The organism is Solirubrum puertoriconensis, assembly GCF_001483135.1.
GTDB lineage: Bacteria > Bacteroidota > Bacteroidia > Cytophagales > Hymenobacteraceae > Solirubrum > Solirubrum puertoriconensis.
In genome coordinates this window covers 1,289,481-1,306,962 of record NZ_LNAL01000008.1, presented here as the reverse complement: position 1 = coordinate 1,306,962, position 17,482 = coordinate 1,289,481, and the positions used below count along the sequence as shown (strand labels likewise).

Below are 17,482 nucleotides of genomic sequence, written 5' to 3'. Positions count from 1 at the left end.
GGCTTCCCTTTTCAATGATTGCGCAGCGTTAATTATTCCATTTCGCGCTCGTATGGCAGGTTCGAAGAAACAGTCTGCGAGTACGGGATGTGTTGCGGAATAAAGTCTTGCTCTGCACCAGGTTTGCTGTAATCATACGGCCAACGGTAGACAGCAGGAATTGCACCGGGCCAGTTACCGTGACCAGGCTCAACTGGGGTAGTCCACTCCAGCGTGTTCGAATTCCATGGGTTCTCAGTAGCCCGACGGCCACGGAAGATGCTGTAGACAAAGTTGAACAAGAAGACGAACTGTGCGAAGAAGGCAAAGATTGCCGCAATCGAAATGAACGTATTCAGGTCAGCAAACTGGTTGAAGGTTTCATACGCGGTGTAGGCGTAGTAACGGCGTGGGAAACCAGCAATACCAACGTAGTGCATCGGCAGGAACACTAAGTAAGCAGCCAATATGGTCAGCCAGAAGTGTACATAGCCTAGCTTCTCGTCCATCATACGACCAAACATCTTCGGGAACCAGTGATAAACACCAGCAAACATGCCGAAGAAGGCAGAGCTGCCCATTACCAAGTGGAAGTGAGCAACCACAAAGTAAGTGTTGTGCATCTGGATGTCCAGTGCAGCGTTACCTAGGATAATACCCGTTAGACCGCCCGAAACGAACAGCGAAACGAAACCGATAGCAAACATCATAGCAGTGGTGAAACGGATATTACCGCGCCACAGCGTAGCCAGCCAGTTAAAGGTCTTTACTGCTGAAGGTACTGCGATGATGAGCGTGAGGAACATAAACACCGATCCGAGGAAGGGGTTCATACCTGTTACGAACATGTGGTGGGCCCACACAACGAACGAGAGGAGCGAAATGCCAATCAGCGAACCAATCATGGCACGGTAACCGAAGATTGGCTTACGAGCATTCGTTGCCATTACTTCAGATACGATACCCATTGCCGGCATGATTACAATGTAAACTTCCGGGTGACCTAGGAACCAGAACAAGTGCTGGAACAAGATCGGGCTACCACCAACGTGGTTAAGAGCCTCACCACCAATGTAGATATCAGAAAGGAAGAAGCTGGTTCCGAACGAACGGTCGAAGATCAACAGCAATGCTGCTGAGAACAGTACTGGGAAGGAAAGCAGACCCAGAATAGCAGTCAGGAAGAACGACCAAATTGTCAGCGGCAGCTTAGCCATCGACATACCGGCAGTCCGTAGGTTGATAACAGTTGTGATGTAGTTAACACCACCTAGGAGCTGCGATACAATGAATAGGGCCATTGATACCAGCCACAGTGTTTGACCTGCACCCGAGCCAGGAATTGCCTGCGGCAACGCACTCAGCGGGGGATAAATCGTCCAACCAGCGGCAGCAGGGCCTGTTTCAAGGAACAGAGAAACGAACATTACAATACCCGCCAGGAAGAAGAACCAGAACGAGAGCATGTTCATGAAGCCTGATGCCATGTCGCGGGCACCAATCTGCAGGGGAATGAGGAAGTTAGAGAAGGTACCGCTCAAGCCTGCAGTCAGCACGAAAAACACCATGATAGTGCCGTGCATGGTAACCAGTGCAAGGTAAAACTCGGGGTTGAGCTTACCTCCTTCTACCCAGCGGCCCAACAAAGGCTCAAGCCAAGTAAGTTGAGCATCAGGCCAACCCAGCTGAATCCGGAACAGCGTCGAGAGCGTAGCACCGATAAAAGCCCAAGCAATACCTGAAATCAAGAATTGCTTGGCAATCATCTTGTGGTCCGTGCTGAAGACATACTTCGTTAAGAAGTTTCCTTCATCATGGTGCTCGTCGTGGTGGTCGCCGGCTACGTGATGCTGGATGTGCGGCGCACTAGTTGGCGCCGAGCCCATCGGAATATTAGATGCAGCCATCAGAAAAGCGTGCTTTTAAGTTACTCGTTAGAGGGCGGCTTTGGCCGAAACAGTAGAGGGCACTTCAGCAGCAGCCTGTGCTTGTTCAACAGATGCAGCCTTTTTCTGTTTGAAATCGGCTAGTACATCTGGGTTCTGCTCTACAAATGCCTTCTGTTGCGAATACCAGGCGATGTAGTCTTCTGGCTCGTCAACGATAATAGTCGCCTTCATAGCAAAGTGACCACGACCGCAGATCTGGTTACAGGCAATCTCGTAGTTGAAGTTCGGATTTCCTGTTTGTGCCCGCATTTCGTCAGTAGTCTTGGTTGGAGTGAACCAGAACTTGGTAGGCATGCCGGGTACGGCATACATCTGTACGCGGAAATGAGGTGCATATACAGCGTGCAACACATCGCGCGAACGGATACGCATTAAAACCGGATGGCCTTTAGGTACGTGCACTTCACCAGCTGTGAAGTCATCCATTCCACGCTGATCGTTCAAGTCGAAGCCAAACTCATTCGTAGCATCGATCAAACGGTAGTTGATGTTGCCAAGCTTTTGGTCACGACCTGGGTAGCGAACAAGGAAGTTGAACTGCTTACCCATAATCTCGACCTCGATGGCGTCTTTGGGAGCAGGTCCCATGATGTTGGTCCACTCCTTCCAACCACCAAAAATCAAACCCGACATAACAACTGCCGGAATAACCGTCCAGATGATTTCGATTTTGTTGTTGTGCGAAAAGAAGAAAGCGCGACGCCCCTCCTTATACTGGTAGCGGTAAGAGTAAACAAACAGAGCTACCTGCGTAATCACGAACACGATGCCGATAACTACCATCGTGGTCCAGAAAAGCTTCTCTGTATGCAGGCCGTGCACAGAGGCAATCGGCGGATTCATTTTGTCGTAATTATCGACAAAGGAGTAAGCAAACGCTGCGCCTCCTAAAATCAGGAACAGCAGCATTAGGATGGCATTTACTCGATTGCTAAGACCAATAGGACGGTTATAGCTACCAGAGAAAATGGAAGTGAGGATCTGAAGCCGGAATAAGAGGCCGAACACGACCAGCAGAAGCACCAGCGCCAGAAGGATACCGAGAGCAATCATTAGTTGTACGTTGTGAAAGTCAGTGGTCCGAACAGCGCGAGCTTAGGTGGTATGATGTACGCTCTCCTCTACAAAGGGATGATTAACCGGAATCAGAGAAGCTTGCGAGAGACGTTTGGTCATCAAGAGGAGGAACGAGCCGAGGAAAACCAGCGCAGTACCGATTTCTATGATAAACCCACTGTCGGCCTTCAACGTTCCGGGCATGATCATCATATAGAAGTCAAGCCAGTGGCCAATCAGCACCGCAATAGCCACAATCTTCAGCATGATCATCTGACGCTTAGCATCGCGGGTCATTAGAGCCAAGAATGGGAAAGCGAAATTGATGATCAGGTTGAAGAAGAACAACCAAGTATATTGGCCATTGAAGCCACCTAGACGTTGATTGAAGTACACCGATTCCTCGGGGAGGTTCGCGTACCAAATCAACATGAACTGTGAGAACCAGATGTAAGTCCAGAAGATGCTGAAGCCAAACATCAGCTTTCCTAGGTCATGCAGGTGGTTCGAATTCAAAAAGCGCAAGTAACCGGCTTGCTTCAGGAATATAGCACTCAGGAGAATCGCAGCAATACCTGCTACCCACCACGAAGCAAATACATACCAACCGAACATGGTTGAGAACCAGTGAGTGTCAATAGACATCACCCAATCCCAAGCAGCAATTGAAGATGTAACAGCAAACAGTACGAGGAAGAGCGCTGACACATTGATGCTCTTATCCCAGAAACCCGTACCGCCTAGTTGATCTTCTTCCAAAGAGAGCTTTCGCAAACGTTCCGAGAAAAACCACCAGATTAGTACGAACAGCACCATACGAATCACATAGAAAGGCAAGTTCAAGAAGCCTGATTTGCCAGCAATGATTGCATCGTAATTCTCAGAGCCCGGATCCATGATGCCGTGAGTACGCCAGTGGAACAGGTTGTGCCCGCTCGCGAAGAACACAATCAGCATGATCACCAAGCCAGGAAGCAACCAAGCACTGAAAGCTTCTGCAATGCGGCGAACGATGATTGACCAGCCTGCATAAGCAACAGTATTAATTGCTACGAATACTGTGCCGACAACAGAGATACCAATTAGATAAGTATTGCTTTGCCACAGGCTGGCAAACAAACGGCGAAGCCATACCGGAGCATGATCTCCACCATGCTCAACTGATGCACCAGCACCTTCTGAGGCACCATGAGCAGCAGCAGCTACTTCGTGGTGGCCGCCACCAATACCCATGGCAGCCATGATGAGACCGATGGCCATAAGCACGACCCCGGCAACAATGAACAGGATGAACCGACGGCGAGCAGCAGGCGAGAGTTCTAGAAACTCAGCCGTTACAGGTTCGTGATGATGCGTTGAAGCCATATTGATTACTCTGCCGTGCCGTTACGAGCCTCCGTGCCACCTTGGCCCGGGGTTTCCGAAGCTTTGTTAGCTTGCGCCTCACCGTAAGGCTCCTGATTTTCGGGGTTGGTTTTCTGCGTAGGGGTAAGTTCGTCTGTTACCAATTCGCTCATGCCTTCCGGACCTTTACCTTTCTGCAGTACGCGGACGTACATAGCAATTTTCCAGCGCTCCTCCGGATTGACAATTGAGCCGTGCGGCATCATCCGTCCTTTGCCCCACTGAATCACATGGTAGATGTGAGCATCATTCATGTTAACATATGCACCAGTTGAATAACTAGGTACACCTTTGAATTTAGCTCCGACAGGCCCTTGTCCGTCACCTTGCTCACCGTGGCAGTGTTGGCAGATTCGGGTATATAGAACCTTACCTTCCTCAAGGTTTTGGCGGCTATATGCCAGTGGGTTGCGCAGAGTACGCTCAGCAATACCTACACTGTCTTTCCCGATATGATTGAAGTAATCAAGCTTTCCACGCGGAACCGTAGCAATAGCAGGGTTTCGCATGTTTAAGCCCATCGGATTTACCGTATTTGCATCGTATTGTTTCAGCGGCTCGTACGGAATCGACTCGTACATCTGAGGCGCATACTCCAAGCCAGGATCGTTGGCATCGTTGCAAGCAGTAACAAGCACCGAAGCGAACAGAATGGCCGAAGCCTGGACGCCGTATTTTACTAAGTGCGTCATTATTCTTTGGTCATTTCTTTTTCGTTCACCTCAGAAGCACCGTTGCTACGCAGCAGTTGGGTGAGTTGAGCCAGATCGGTTCCTTCCTTCAGTTCGATGGCCATTACGAACTTATCATCGGTTGAACGCACATCCATTACAGGTACGCGCCAACGTGGCCAAAGCTTGCTGATGAGAAAGAAAGTAATCATCATGCCGTGAGCAGTGAAGAGAACTGTTAACTCAAAAGCTACTGGAATGAAAGCCGGAAGACCGATGTGAGGCTTACCGCCAACAATCATTGGCCAGTCGAAACCCATCATGTAGATCTGCATCCAGAGCGCAAACGACAAGCCGCACAATCCATAAAAGAAGGCAGCAATCGGCAGACGGGAGCGTTCGATACCCAAGGCATCATCAATGCCGTGAATAGGGTAAGGCGAGAAAACGTCGTAGATTTTTACGCCGGCAGCGCGAATGTTTTCAATAGCGTGCAAAAGCACGTCTTCGTCTTCGAAGATGCCGAGCGCGTACCGCTTAGTCATGCTTGTTGTAGTTTACGGGAGCAGAAGCAGGAGCACCGGTCGGACGATAGCTCGACTGTTGAGCACCGGTGTTATTACCACCGTAGGTCGGGCCGTTGTCTACACCGTATTTGAGGATGGATTTTACTTCAGCCATGTTGATCACGGGGAAGAACTTGGCAAACAGAAGGAACAAGGTGAAGAACAGGCCCAGAGTACCTACATATATACCAATGTCAATGATCGAAGGCGAGAACATTGCCCAGCTGGACGGCAAGTAGTCACGGTGCAGCGAGGTAACAATAATCACGAAGCGCTCGAACCACATACCAATGTTCACGATGATTGACAAAATGAACGTTGCGGGGATGCTGTAACGGATGCGACGGATCCATACCAACTGAGGCGAAATCACGTTGCAGGTCATCATTGACCAGTACGCCCACCAGTAAGGACCAGTAGCACGGTTGATGAAGGCGTACTGCTCGAACTCAACTTGCGAGTACCAAGCAATAAAGAACTCAGTGATATAAGCTACACCTACGATAGAGCCTGTGATCATCATGATTTTGTTCATGAGAGCAATGTGCTCTAAGGTGATATAATCCTCGAGGCGGAATACTACGCGGGTAATCAGCATGAGCGTGAGTACCATTGCGAAGCCCGAGAAGATTGCACCAGCTACGAAGTAAGGCGGGAAGATCGTAGTGTGCCAACCTGGCACTACCGAGGTAGCAAAGTCCATCGATACGATGGTGTGTACCGACAGTACAAGCGGAGTCGAGACACCAGCCAGAATAAGCGAAACAGTTTCGTAACGCGACCAGTGCTTAGCACCACCTTTCCAACCAAAGCTCAGAAGAGCGTAAGCACGACGGGCAATAGGCCCTTTAGCTCGGTCGCGGATGGTAGCGAAGTCTGGAATCAGACCGGTATACCAGAACACCAGCGAAACCGAGAAGTAAGTCGAAATAGCGAATACGTCCCAGAGCAGAGGCGAATTGAAGTTCACCCACAGAGAACCCCAGGTGTTTTGGAGTGGCAGTACCCAGTATGCGAGCCAAGGACGGCCCATGTGCAGTACAGGGAACATGGCAGCACAGATAACTGCGAAGATGGTCATTGCTTCTGCGGCCCGGTTAATGGAGGTCCGCCACTTTTGGCGGAATAGCAGAAGCACTGCTGAAATCAGGGTACCTGCGTGACCGATACCTACCCACCATACAAAGTTGGTAATGTCCCAGGCCCAGTCGACAGTCTTGTTGAGGCCCCACTCACCGATACCGTACCACAGAGTACGATAAACAGAGTAGAAGAAAATGCCCAGAAAAAACAAGGCAACGGCTAGCGCGGCCATCCAGCGGATGTTCGGCTTGGCCTCCACTTGGCGGCACACGTCCTGGGTGACGTCGTGGTACGTCTTACCGCTTGTTACGAGCGGTATACGTACAGGCGAAACGTGCTGCATATTGATCAGTTAAGAGTTTCGAGTTGACTTACGCATTGTGGGGCTCAGCCTTAGCTGCATGCTCAGCTTCAGGCGCAAAGAAGTTCGATACGTCCGTATTACGAATCTTCGTCAGATACGTAATGTTTGGCTGCGTATTGATAGCGTCAAGCACTTTAAAGCCTCGTTCACCATCCTCACGGCGCCAGATTTGCGACACACGCGAGTTCGGATCTTTCAGATCACCAAATACAATGGCTTGAGTTGGGCAAGACTGGGCGCAGGCTGTTACAACTTCACCATCAACCGGACGACGCTTCTGCTTCTTGGCTTCCAGCTTACCGAGCTGAATGCGCTGTACACAGAACGAGCACTTTTCGATAACGCCACGGGCACGCACAGTTACGTCGGGGTTCAGCACCATGCGACCTAGGTCGGTGAACATGTGGCCGTTCACGGTTTCGAACTTCTCGTTAGAGTAGTACGAGAACCAGTTGAAACGACGCACCTTATAGGGGCAGTTGTTTGCACAGTAGCGAGTACCTACGCAGCGGTTGTAGGTCATTTGATTCAGACCCTCGGTGCTGTGAGTAGTAGCAAGTACCGGGCACACTGTTTCGCAAGGAGCGTGGTTGCAGTGTTGGCACAGCATCGGCTGGAAGATAACCTGCGGATTATCCGACGGGTCTTCCATCAGCGCGTAAGTAGCCAGCTTACCTTCGGTTTCGAACGAGTCCTTATGCGTATCGGAGCTATAATAGCGGTCAATACGCAACCAGTGCATCTCGCGACGGTTGATTACTTCCTGCTTACCAACTACGGGGATATTGTTCTCAACCTGGCAACCCAACACGCACGAGCCGCAGCCAATGCATGAGTTGAGGTCGATGGCCATTGCCCAGTGGTGGTTCTTATACTCGTAATCCTGCCACAGCGAAACTTTGTTCGGTTTCTCCAATCCTTCGGGAGTGGAGATCTTATCGTACTCAGTTACGGATTTAGAATCCTTGATGTATTGAGCCAGCGTAGCTTCTTGCACTACCGGCTTGCGGTCCATAATGGTATGGTGCGTCTGCGTCTGGGCGATGGGCTGCGAGGCATCCGTTTTTTCGAGTGTTACCGGCACGTTGTACACGATAGCACCATTACGAAGCTGAGCAAGAGGGTAGGCGTTACTACCTACTTTATCCCCTACTTTGCCTGCCTTCTCACGACCATAACCGATAGCAATGCCTACCGAACCTTGAGCTTGTCCAGGCTGAATTAGCACCGGCAATTCGACGGATTTACCGTTAGCCGTTACGCGGATTACGTCACCCTGCTCCCACTCCTGCTCCTTCGCCATCGCGCGGGAAACAGAGACATAGTTGCCCCAAGTTGCCTTGGAAACTGGGTCAGGCAATTCTTGCAACCAAGGGTTGTTGGCATGCGAACCGTTGCCAACACCCACTTTCTCGTACAGAGCAAGCTCGATGCCTGAGCCAGGCTTAGCAGCTGCAATTTCACCAGCAGCCTGATCAGCCGAAATAACAGGAGCTATTTGAGTAGCCGGAGCTGGGCTGAGAGTACCAGCAGCTACGCCATCGTGTACTGCCTTATCCCAACCAGCTTGAAAGTTGCCACCTAGTACACCACGCCAGTTGTTGCGCAGGTAGTTGTAATAGGTGTTAGGGTTACCAGCCCAAACGAGCAAGCTTTCCTGTGCTTGACGAGTTTTGAACAGGGGTGTGATAACGGGTTGTGACAAGCTCAAAGCACCACGACGCGGTTCGAAGTCATTCCAGGACTCCATCCAGTTATGGTCGGGGCACTGGTACTGGCAAAGCGAGGTAGTTTCGTCCATCTTCTCATTGAACGAAATGCTCAGCAGATTTTTGTTCTGCAGGGCTTGCTTTACATCTGCGGCCAGTGGGTGGTCGTAGGCTGGGTTAGCATGATAAAAGATAACTGCACCTACTTGGCCAGCCTTCATATCAGCTACCAAGCGCGCCATACGTGCATCATCACCCTGACGCACATAGGAAGGTGCTGCAGGGTTGATTGTAGTCCCAGTGTTACCTAGAGCAGCGTTGATGGCAGTTACCAAGGTTTGGACTGCAACATCGTTCGAACCAGACACCACTAGGGCACGATTGCCAGCAGCTTTCAGTTCGTTGATAGCCTTGGTAAGTTGGGCGTTTCTATAAGAGGAAGCTGCACCACCACCAACGATACCGTTATACAGGGCGAGAGCAACCTTGCCAATCTCCGATGGTTTAACAGCTACGCGAACGTCGGCATTAGCACCAGTGAGCGACATATTTGGCTCAAACTGGAAGTGACGTGACATCGTCTTCTTAGAAGAAGAAACCTTGCGGTTTACGATGTACTGCGAAGCGTATTCTACCGGAGAAACCCACGTGCCCAGGAAGTCGGCAGCTAAGCTTACAATTACAGCAGCTTTGCTGAAGTCATAGCCTGGTACCACACCACCGTTTGCACGTAGCAAGCCCGACTGCGACACTGCATCGTACATTACGTGCTCCGTGTTTGCATAACGGCCTGCAAACTCAGCGATAACTCGCTTTGTGGTAGGGCTGATAATAGTTGGCGAAACGATTGCAATGCGACCAGTCACACCTGCAAGCTTCGTACGGATTTCTTGATCGACCTGATCTTTGTCGGCAGGTTTGCCATTGATAGCAAATGACTGCAGACGAGCTTGGTCGTACAGGTTCAGCAACGACGCCTGACCGCGAGCGGACAAACCGCCACGCGTTACCGGCGACTCCGGATTTCCTTCAACCTTGATCGGGCGACCTTCGCGCGTCTTGATCAGCACGCTGTTGTAGTCCTGACCGTTGAAATAGGTCGAAGCGTAGAAGTTAGCTATACCCGGGTCTACTTCCTCGGGCTTGTTCAGGTACGGAATGGCTTTACGGACGGGTGCTTCGCAGCTAGCCAATGTAGCGGCAGCTAGACCAAAGCCCATCAGCTTCAGGAAGTCGCGACGCGGTGCAACCGTATCATCCGTTGAGGGGTGGCTTTCCTTCACCGGCAACGTCCCGAATTCGCTCAGGGCGTTGTGCAAAAACTCCGGTGAGTTCTCGAGCTCCTCAATTCCCTTCCAGTACTTAGGCGACTCTTGCATCGTGGGTTGGGTAGTCGTATTTGGCAGAGAGTTAGGGCATCTAGTATGAAGTAGCGCTAGGCTTACTTCGTTACTTGACACCCTAGCTCAGTACTTTCTTGATTAGTAGTGGCACTTCGAGCATTCAGTGCCGCCATTCGACGACACGGTGAACGGAGCACCGGCATTAGCCTTGTCGTGCAGCTTAACCAGGTTATCGTAGTAACCGTTGCCTTTGGTATTGAGCGGCGTTTCGCGGTGGCAGTTGATGCACCAACCCATGGTTAGAGCCGAATACTGGTACACCACATCCATATTCTGGATCGGGCCGTGGCAGGTTTGGCACTCAATGCCACCTACTTGGGTATGCTGCGAATGGTTGAAGTAAGCCAGATCAGGCAGGTTGTGAACACGTACCCACTGAATCGGCTGGTTGCGCTGAATAGCGCGATAAATCTTCTTAATTTCCGGCGAAGTCGTTTTGATCTGCGAGTGACAGTTCATACAGATGTTAGCCGAAGGAATATTAGCCGACTTGCTCTTATATACAGAGGTGTGGCAGTATGCGCAGTTGATCTGGTGCTCACCGGCGTGCAGCTTGTGCGAGAAGGCGATAGGCTGCGAAGGCTGATAGCCTTGTTGCAGACCGATGGCCATCAGACCTTGGATAGATTCGTAGAGAACCACGAGCACGAACAGCGTACCAACAATTCCTTTAAACCAACCCGACTTTAGGATAGCCATCCAATCCGTCTTCTGATCGATCATTTCTACGTCGCGGCCGTCTAGGTCTTTGCGGCCACGCAGTACATCGCGCATGATGTTGGCAATGATTACCAGCGTAACCACCAACACGATAAGCACTACGATCAGCACGATAAGTACAACGTTTACGTACTTACCTGCACCAGCAGCACTACCTTCTGCTACTTCGCCAGAAGGTTTGCCTTCCGCGCCGCGGTCATCTCCACCAACTGCAGCAGTTGCTGGCTTAGATGACTCAGCTTTGATGTAAGCGATAATCGAAGTTACCTCCTCGTCGCTCAGTGCGAAGCTGGGCATTTGTTGCTTCTGGTACTCGTTGAAGATCTTCACCGCGTACTCGTCGCCGCTGGCTACCATCTTGCTCGAATTCTGAATCCATTTGATGAGCCAGGGAAGCGGACGACGCTGATCGATACCGGCCAAAGCAGGGCCAACTACCACATCGTTGATGGCGTGGCACTGGGCACAGTTGCCTTTGAACAAGGCGTCGCCGGCCGAAATGGCTGCGGCGTCGCCAGCGGGGGCGGCACCACCCGCTGCGGCCGCCGGAGCGGCACCGGCTGTGGCGCCGGGGGTCACACCCTCCTTGCTAACTGTTGCGGCGTCCTGCGCAGCCACTTGGCCAACGGCAGTAAACGTCAGAAACAGAGCAAGAAGCCAGTGTGAAAAGGGACGTAGTCGGAAGCTACTCATTGCAAAACGTGCTGGAAAAACGTAAAAGCAGGGCGCTTTAGGGCCACAAATGTAGCCCACGATTGCCAGACCGCAAACCAGGGTTTGCTAATTTTTGGCCTATGTGCACTGCTTAGAAACATTCTAAAAAGCCTTGTCTTACACCTTATTATATATAGGTGTATAGATGCCTCCCTCAAAACATACAACTTCAGGCTAGCGCCAAGGCATCTGTATTTAGTTAACTGCCTACGCTTTTTAAGGTTTTAGAGTTGATGCTCAATAAGTTTACTTTGCCATTTTGTGCAAATTATCTTTTCACACACTTAATGAATTAAGAAATTATCTTACCTTTGCCGGCTCATTCATCGTCTCACTTACTTTTTCTCTGTTCCGCAATGGCTAACAGAAACTATGAGACCGTCTTCATCCTGACGCCCGTGCTGAACGACGCGCAGGTTCAAGAGACGATCGAGAAGTTCACTCAGGTGCTTAAGGAAAATGGCGCCGACATTCTGAATTCGGAAAGCTGGGGCTTGCGCAAGCTTGCTTATCCGATTCAGAAAAAATCGACCGGGTATTACTTCCTGGTAGAATTTGCTAGCGAGCCTACGCTGGTTGACACGTTGGAATTGGCATTCCGTCGCGATGAGCGCGTAATCCGCTTCCTCACCACTGCTCTTGATAAGCACGCTGTGACTTACAATGAGCGTCGTCGTAAGGGCGAGCTGAACCAGCAGAAAGCAAAACAATCAGAAGCAGTAGCCCAGTAACATGAGCCTCGCCAACGAACGCATCCACAAGCAGGAGCAACGCAAGAAGTACTGCCGCTTCAAGAAGGCCGGCATTCGCTACGTAGATTACAAGAACCCGGACTTCCTGCTGAAGTTCGTGAACGAGCAGGGCCGCATTCTGCCCCGCCGCATCACGGGCACTAGCCTGAAATTCCAGCGCAAAGTAGCTCAGGCCGTAGCAAAAGCTCGTCACCTGGCTCTGATGCCCTATGTGGCTGACCAGTTGAAGTAGTCCATTACCCTCTAACGACGACTGACCGAGATGGAAGTTATCCTGAAAGACGACGTAAAAGGTCTGGGCTACAAAAACGACATCGTGAAGGTGAAGCCCGGCTACGGCCGCAATTACCTGTTGCCCCAAGGTCTGGCTGTATTGGCCGACAAGACCAACAAGAAAATCGTAGCTGAGAACGTACGTCAGGCTTCGCACAAAGCCGACAAGATCAAATCTGACGCCCAGGGCCTTGCCGACCGTATTGGTGACCTGAGCATCGACATCCCTGCTAAAGTAGGTGAGTCGGGCAGGATCTTCGGCCGCGTAACGACGCTGCAGATTGCCGATGTTTTGAAGTCGAAAGGCTTCGAAGTTGACCGCAAGCGTATCAGCCTCGATTCGGATCCGGTAGCTGTAGGTGAGTACACCGCTTCGATCGATCTGCACCGCGAGGTGAAGCACAAGATCCGCGTAAACGTTGTAGCTGAGTAAGCTGCCCAACGAATCCGCAACTATCAGAAAAGCCCTGCCGTGATGGTAGGGCTTTTTCATTAGCTGGCTTCGCCAACAAAAGCTGCACCAATCCAAGTTGAAGTTTGGCCGTAAGCTGGTAGTTGCGTAGGTTGGCCTTCCGTATACGGCCTTGAAGGCTGTTTTTGCTAATGTTTCGTACTGAATTAATTCTTCGACCCGATGCGCAGCCCCTTACACAGGGAGCACGCGTGCTTACCCTAGGGTCGTGCTTTTCGGATGTTATTGGGGAGCGGCTAGCCCAGCATAAGGTGCGGACGCTAGTTAATCCGTTTGGCACCGTGTTCAATCCGCTTGCTGCGGCTCGGCTGCTTCGTGCAGTTGCTGGCGAGGAAACCGACTGGCAGCAACACTTGGTTGAAGCCCGGGGCCGCTGGCAGAGCTTTGATCTGCATGCTACCCTAGGTGCCGACTCTCCTCCCGCCCTGTTGCAACGCATCGAGCAAACCGTGCGCGAAACTGCGGAGTTCGTGCGTTCGGCAGATGTACTGATCTGGACTCTCGGCACCGCATTTGGTTACCGGCTTCAGGAAACGGGTGAGGTAGTAAACAACTGCCACAAGATTGCGGCAGAGCGCTTCGAAAAAGAGTTGCTCTCAGCGGAGGAGGTAATTACTGCGGTAACGGAGGCATATGCCTTACTACGCCAGATAAACCCCAAGCTTAAGCTAATTCTAACGGTTAGCCCCGTTCGGCATTTGCGCGATACATTACCGCTGAACGCGGTAAGCAAATCGGTGCTGCGCGTGGCCTGCCACTATTTAAGCGAACTACTGCCCGGCGCTACCTATTTTCCGGCGTACGAGTTGCTGCTCGATGATCTGCGCGATTATCGTTTCTACGGAAATGATATGCTGCATCCGTCGGAAGTGGCAGAGCAGTACATCTGGGAAAAGTTTACGGCCGTTTACTTCGATAACGCGTTCAGGCAGTTCGCCCAGGAATGGGATGGAATCCGCAGAGCACTGGAGCATCGGCCTTTCCATGTAGGAGCTCCTGAGCACCGTCATTTCTTGGAGCAAACGCAGCAGCGCCTACAGCGCTTAGCTAATCGTGTTGATGTGCGTTCCGAACTACGCGACGTGCACAAGCGCATTGTAGCCTTGCCACCGCCTCCCAAACCCATATTGCCGCCCGAGCCCGAAGACAATGAAGAGCGCATCGACATCGGAGAAGGAAGTGCACCAATAGAAGCTGCCATTCCAACAACTTCGGTTCGTCAGGAGCAAGTGCGAGAAGTGATTCCTCCCGCAGCTTCTGTGGTATGGGCCGAAGTGTTGGCAGCTGAGGAGAACGAAGAACTGGCCGATGTGCCCCCTGCTGCCGAAGTTGCCCATGAAATGGAACTGGGTGCATCTGAAGCCGGCTCTGCCAAGCGCCGCAAACGCAAGCGCGGAGGACGTAAGCACAAAAAGAAGAACCAACTACGCTCGGAGGACGCATCAGCTGACAACACGCAGGAGCTAACCGCTGAGCCTGCGCTAGCAGATGCAGCTGACAATACCGCGGAGTTAAACCCAGCCCCGGTAGTTACGCAACCAGAGCCCCCGGCGCTGGAGGCGCCTACCCCGCCGCAGCCTTCCCGCCGCGGCCGCCCGGCGCGCAAGAAGCCTGCTTTATATGCCGAGCCTCAGCCTGAAGCCCAAGCCGAGCAACACATTACTGAGCTTACGCCGCCCGTTGCGGTTGATGCATCGCCTATAACAGAGGCTGCTCCTGCGGAGGGATCTGCTATTGAGCCAACAGAACCCGAGCCGCGCAAGCCCAAATCGCGGGGCCGAGCTGACCGAGGCAAGGGCAGTAGCAAGTTAATGGCAGCAGTAGAATCGGCAATTGATGCCCTGCCAACGCTTGTACCGGCAGCACCAGCAGTTGCCGAGCCAACTGCGCCGGTTGCTGAAGAAGCGGCTACACCCGCTCCTGTCACGAATCGCCGGCGCCCAGCACCTAGGCGGAAACCAGCGGCATCGGCTAAATCGCCACGGGAGGCATCCTCAGATGTAGGTGCCGCAGTCCCGGACGCAACTGCGGCACCTGCCGATGACGCAGCCCCGGCTTCGGCACCTAAACGCCGTGGCCGACCGCCGCGCCGTAAGCCGCAAGAGCCCCCTTCTAGTTAGTTAGTTGATCCAAACCCGGCCACCTAGGGCCGGGTTTGCTGTTTTTGTTGGTACGCGTACAAGCATAGTTACTGCCTTCAACCCAAGCTTTCTCCTGCTTATGGCAACGCCCGCCTCCGCTAGCCAACCAAACCGCTTAGTGCACGAATCAAGCCCGTACTTGCTTCAGCACGCCTATAACCCCGTTGACTGGTACCCGTGGGGCGAAGAGGCACTCAGACGTGCGCAAACCGAGCAAAAGCCCATCCTAGTGAGCATTGGTTATGCCGCCTGCCACTGGTGCCATGTGATGGAGCGCGAGTCGTTTGAGCACGAGCAGATAGCGCAGGTGATGAACGAGCGGTTTGTATGCATCAAGGTTGATCGGGAGGAACGGCCCGATATCGACCAAGTATATATGGATGCCATACACGCCATGGGCCTAGGTGGTGGTTGGCCGCTGAACGTGTTTCTGACTCCAGAAACAAAACCGTTTTATGGCGGCACGTACTTTCCACCCCGCAATTGGTTTGAGTTGCTGCAACAGATTGCCAATGCCTATGGCAGTGAGCACCGTGCCGAACTAGACCAATCGGCTGAGGAGTTTGCGCGGGTGCTGCGCGCGAACGACCTCGAGAAATACGGGGCGAAGACTAGCGCCAAGCCAGTTGCTAGGCAAGAGTTTCAAACTTTGCTGCGCAACCTAGTCAAGCGTTTCGACACGAAGCTGGGCGGCACCAAGAAGGCGCCCAAGTTCTCGATGCCAGTGATCTGGCGCTTTTTGCTGCGGGCGCATGCGCTTACCGGCAACAACGCAGCCCTGCAACAAACAAACCTTACGCTACAGGAAATAGCGTGGGGTGGCATTTATGACCAAGTAGGCGGTGGTGTTGCTCGGTATTCGGTGGATGAGGAATGGCTGGTTCCGCACTTTGAAAAGATGCTGTACGACAACGGCCAGCTCATTAGCCTGTATGCCGAAGCTTATCAGCTAACGCAGGATGAGCAATGGCGCGAGGTGGTACAGCAAACCGTAGAGTTTGTGCACCGCGAGCTAATGAGCCCCGAAGGCGGTTTTTACTCGTCGCTCGACGCCGATAGCGAGGGCGAAGAAGGTAAGTTTTACGTCTTCAGCTTGGAGCAGCTGCGCGAGGCCCTAGGTGACGAAGCCCCCTTGGCTGCCGATTACTACAACTGCACGGCTGGGGGCAACTGGGAGCATGGCAACAACATTTTGCACCGCCGGTACTCCGATGCTGCGTTTGCCGAGGTACACCAACTGACGAGCGGTGTGGTAGCCGATCTAGCTGCGGGTTGGCGTCGGAAGTTGCTTGAATACCGCAACCAACGCGTACGCCCAGGCCTCGACGACAAAATTCTGACGGGCTGGAACGCCCTGATGCTACGCGGCTTGGTTGATGCTTACCGTACTTTTCATAAGCCGCAATACCTCGAGCTGGCCCTGCAAAACGCCGAATTTATCGAGCAGAACCTACGCCGCGGGCGTGGTTTGTGGCGCAACTACAAGAACGGCCGCGCTACTATTATAGCCTTCCTGGAAGATTATGCGCTGCTTATTGATGCGTACACAGCCCTCTACGAAGCCACTTTTGCTGAACGCTGGTTGCAGCGGGCGCGTGAGCTGACGGAGTATGTACTTGAGCATTTTGCCGATGAGATTGAGTCGCACTTGTTCTACACCGATAGCACCGGCGAAGCGTTGATAGCGCGGAAGAAAGAATTGTTCGACAACGTAATACCAAGCTCAAACTCCGTGATGGCGCATAACCTGCTGCGCCTAGGTACACTGCTCGATGTGCCTGCTTGGCGCGGACGAGCTGCTGCTATGCTGGCGCTGGTACAAGACTTGGCCGTAAAGGAGCCCCAGCACCTGTGTAATTGGGCTTCGTTGTACCTCAGCCAGCTGGCCCCGTTGGCTGAAGTAGCCATTGTAGGCCCCGATGCCGAGCTTTTCCGGCGCGAGTTGAGCCGCCACAACCTGCCCAATGCTGTGCTTACGGGTAGTAGCACCACCAGCGAGCTGCCACTGCTCCTCAACCGCCATGCAGCTGATGGCAACACTACCATTTACGTGTGCTACAACTATACCTGTCAGCAGCCAGTGCACAGCGTTGCCGAAGCGTTGGCGCAAATTCATGCAGCAGCGTTGCGCGAGTAACCTTTACTTAGCCCTAGGTTCCAGCAGGCCACTCAGCGGCAAGCATATGGCTGAATAGCCATTTCAGGATGCTCCGGGTTGGGGATTGT

General features: G+C 52.4%; 13 protein-coding genes. 5 read left to right on the top strand and 8 right to left on the bottom strand.

What is annotated here, in order from left to right:
* Nucleotides 1-32 precede the first annotated feature (32 nt).
* From ASU33_RS19785 to ASU33_RS19750, 8 genes are all read right to left on the bottom strand, one after another.
* Nucleotides 33-1,865, bottom strand: a complete 1,833-nt coding sequence (locus tag ASU33_RS19785; protein WP_059072518.1) for a cytochrome c oxidase subunit I — start codon at nucleotides 1,863-1,865, stop codon at nucleotides 33-35.
* Nucleotides 1,866-1,913: 48 nt separating this feature from the next.
* Nucleotides 1,914-2,981, bottom strand: a complete 1,068-nt coding sequence (locus ASU33_RS19780) for a cytochrome c oxidase subunit II (protein WP_059072517.1) — start codon at nucleotides 2,979-2,981, stop codon at nucleotides 1,914-1,916.
* Nucleotides 2,982-3,023: 42 nt separating this feature from the next.
* Complete coding sequence (locus tag ASU33_RS19775) at nucleotides 3,024-4,349, bottom strand: hypothetical protein (protein ID WP_059072516.1); 1,326 nt, start codon at nucleotides 4,347-4,349, stop codon at nucleotides 3,024-3,026.
* 5 nt (nucleotides 4,350-4,354) lie between these two features.
* Nucleotides 4,355-5,080: a c-type cytochrome gene (locus ASU33_RS19770; RefSeq protein ID WP_059072515.1), complete on the bottom strand. Its 726-nt coding sequence runs from the start codon at nucleotides 5,078-5,080 to the stop codon at nucleotides 4,355-4,357.
* A complete protein-coding gene (locus ASU33_RS19765; RefSeq protein ID WP_059072514.1) occupies nucleotides 5,080-5,604 on the bottom strand; it encodes a DUF3341 domain-containing protein in 525 nt (174 codons plus the stop codon). Before ASU33_RS19765 ends, ASU33_RS19770 begins: the two co-directional genes overlap by 1 nt.
* Nucleotides 5,597-7,051: an NrfD/PsrC family molybdoenzyme membrane anchor subunit gene (gene nrfD, locus ASU33_RS19760; protein WP_059072513.1), complete on the bottom strand. Its 1,455-nt coding sequence runs from the start codon at nucleotides 7,049-7,051 to the stop codon at nucleotides 5,597-5,599. Before nrfD ends, ASU33_RS19765 begins: the two co-directional genes overlap by 8 nt.
* Before the next feature lie 28 nt (nucleotides 7,052-7,079).
* On the bottom strand, nucleotides 7,080-10,160 hold the full coding sequence (locus tag ASU33_RS19755; protein ID WP_059072512.1) for a TAT-variant-translocated molybdopterin oxidoreductase: 3,081 nt from the start codon (nucleotides 10,158-10,160) through the stop codon (nucleotides 7,080-7,082).
* Between the two features lie 102 nt (nucleotides 10,161-10,262).
* Nucleotides 10,263-11,483 (bottom strand): cytochrome c3 family protein, encoded by a 1,221-nt coding sequence (locus ASU33_RS19750; protein WP_059072815.1) that lies wholly within the window; start codon nucleotides 11,481-11,483, stop codon nucleotides 10,263-10,265.
* 491 nt (nucleotides 11,484-11,974) lie between these two features.
* Here ASU33_RS19750 and rpsF point away from each other — a divergent pair, with 491 nt between their 5' ends.
* The 5 genes from rpsF (at nucleotide 11,975) to ASU33_RS19725 (ending at nucleotide 17,393) form a co-directional block, all read left to right on the top strand.
* The gene (gene rpsF / locus ASU33_RS19745) at nucleotides 11,975-12,349 is read left to right on the top strand and encodes a 30S ribosomal protein S6 (protein ID WP_059072511.1); all 375 of its coding nucleotides are present in this window, start codon (nucleotides 11,975-11,977) and stop codon (nucleotides 12,347-12,349) included.
* Between the two features lies 1 nt (nucleotide 12,350).
* The gene (rpsR, locus tag ASU33_RS19740; protein ID WP_059072510.1) at nucleotides 12,351-12,602 is read left to right on the top strand and encodes a 30S ribosomal protein S18; all 252 of its coding nucleotides are present in this window, start codon (nucleotides 12,351-12,353) and stop codon (nucleotides 12,600-12,602) included.
* 30 nt (nucleotides 12,603-12,632) lie between these two features.
* Nucleotides 12,633-13,076, top strand: coding sequence for a 50S ribosomal protein L9 (rplI, locus tag ASU33_RS19735; protein ID WP_059072509.1), 444 nt, complete (start codon nucleotides 12,633-12,635; stop codon nucleotides 13,074-13,076).
* A gap of 170 nt (nucleotides 13,077-13,246) precedes the next feature.
* Nucleotides 13,247-15,235: a GSCFA domain-containing protein gene (locus tag ASU33_RS19730; RefSeq protein ID WP_078063274.1), complete on the top strand. Its 1,989-nt coding sequence runs from the start codon at nucleotides 13,247-13,249 to the stop codon at nucleotides 15,233-15,235.
* A gap of 100 nt (nucleotides 15,236-15,335) precedes the next feature.
* On the top strand, nucleotides 15,336-17,393 hold the full coding sequence (locus ASU33_RS19725) for a thioredoxin domain-containing protein (RefSeq protein ID WP_059072507.1): 2,058 nt from the start codon (nucleotides 15,336-15,338) through the stop codon (nucleotides 17,391-17,393).
* Nucleotides 17,394-17,482 lie beyond the last annotated feature (89 nt).

Excerpts from the sequence above, each read along its gene's own strand:
- ASU33_RS19770 (WP_059072515.1), bottom strand. The coding sequence starts at position 5,080 with ATGACGCACTTAGTAAAATACGGCGTCCAGGCTTCGGCCATTCTGTTC.
- rpsF (WP_059072511.1), top strand. The coding sequence starts at position 11,975 with ATGGCTAACAGAAACTATGAGACCGTCTTCATCCTGACGCCCGTGCTG.
- ASU33_RS19765 (WP_059072514.1), bottom strand. The coding sequence starts at position 5,604 with ATGACTAAGCGGTACGCGCTCGGCATCTTCGAAGACGAAGACGTGCTT.
- rpsR (WP_059072510.1), top strand. The coding sequence starts at position 12,351 with ATGAGCCTCGCCAACGAACGCATCCACAAGCAGGAGCAACGCAAGAAG.
- ASU33_RS19785 (WP_059072518.1), bottom strand. The coding sequence starts at position 1,865 with ATGGGCTCGGCGCCAACTAGTGCGCCGCACATCCAGCATCACGTAGCC.
- ASU33_RS19780 (WP_059072517.1), bottom strand. The coding sequence starts at position 2,981 with ATGATTGCTCTCGGTATCCTTCTGGCGCTGGTGCTTCTGCTGGTCGTG.
- ASU33_RS19730 (WP_078063274.1), top strand. The coding sequence starts at position 13,247 with ATGTTTCGTACTGAATTAATTCTTCGACCCGATGCGCAGCCCCTTACA.
- nrfD (WP_059072513.1), bottom strand. The coding sequence starts at position 7,051 with ATGCAGCACGTTTCGCCTGTACGTATACCGCTCGTAACAAGCGGTAAG.
- ASU33_RS19775 (WP_059072516.1), bottom strand. The coding sequence starts at position 4,349 with ATGGCTTCAACGCATCATCACGAACCTGTAACGGCTGAGTTTCTAGAA.
- ASU33_RS19725 (WP_059072507.1), top strand. The coding sequence starts at position 15,336 with ATGGCAACGCCCGCCTCCGCTAGCCAACCAAACCGCTTAGTGCACGAA.
- rplI (WP_059072509.1), top strand. The coding sequence starts at position 12,633 with ATGGAAGTTATCCTGAAAGACGACGTAAAAGGTCTGGGCTACAAAAAC.
- ASU33_RS19755 (WP_059072512.1), bottom strand. The coding sequence starts at position 10,160 with ATGCAAGAGTCGCCTAAGTACTGGAAGGGAATTGAGGAGCTCGAGAAC.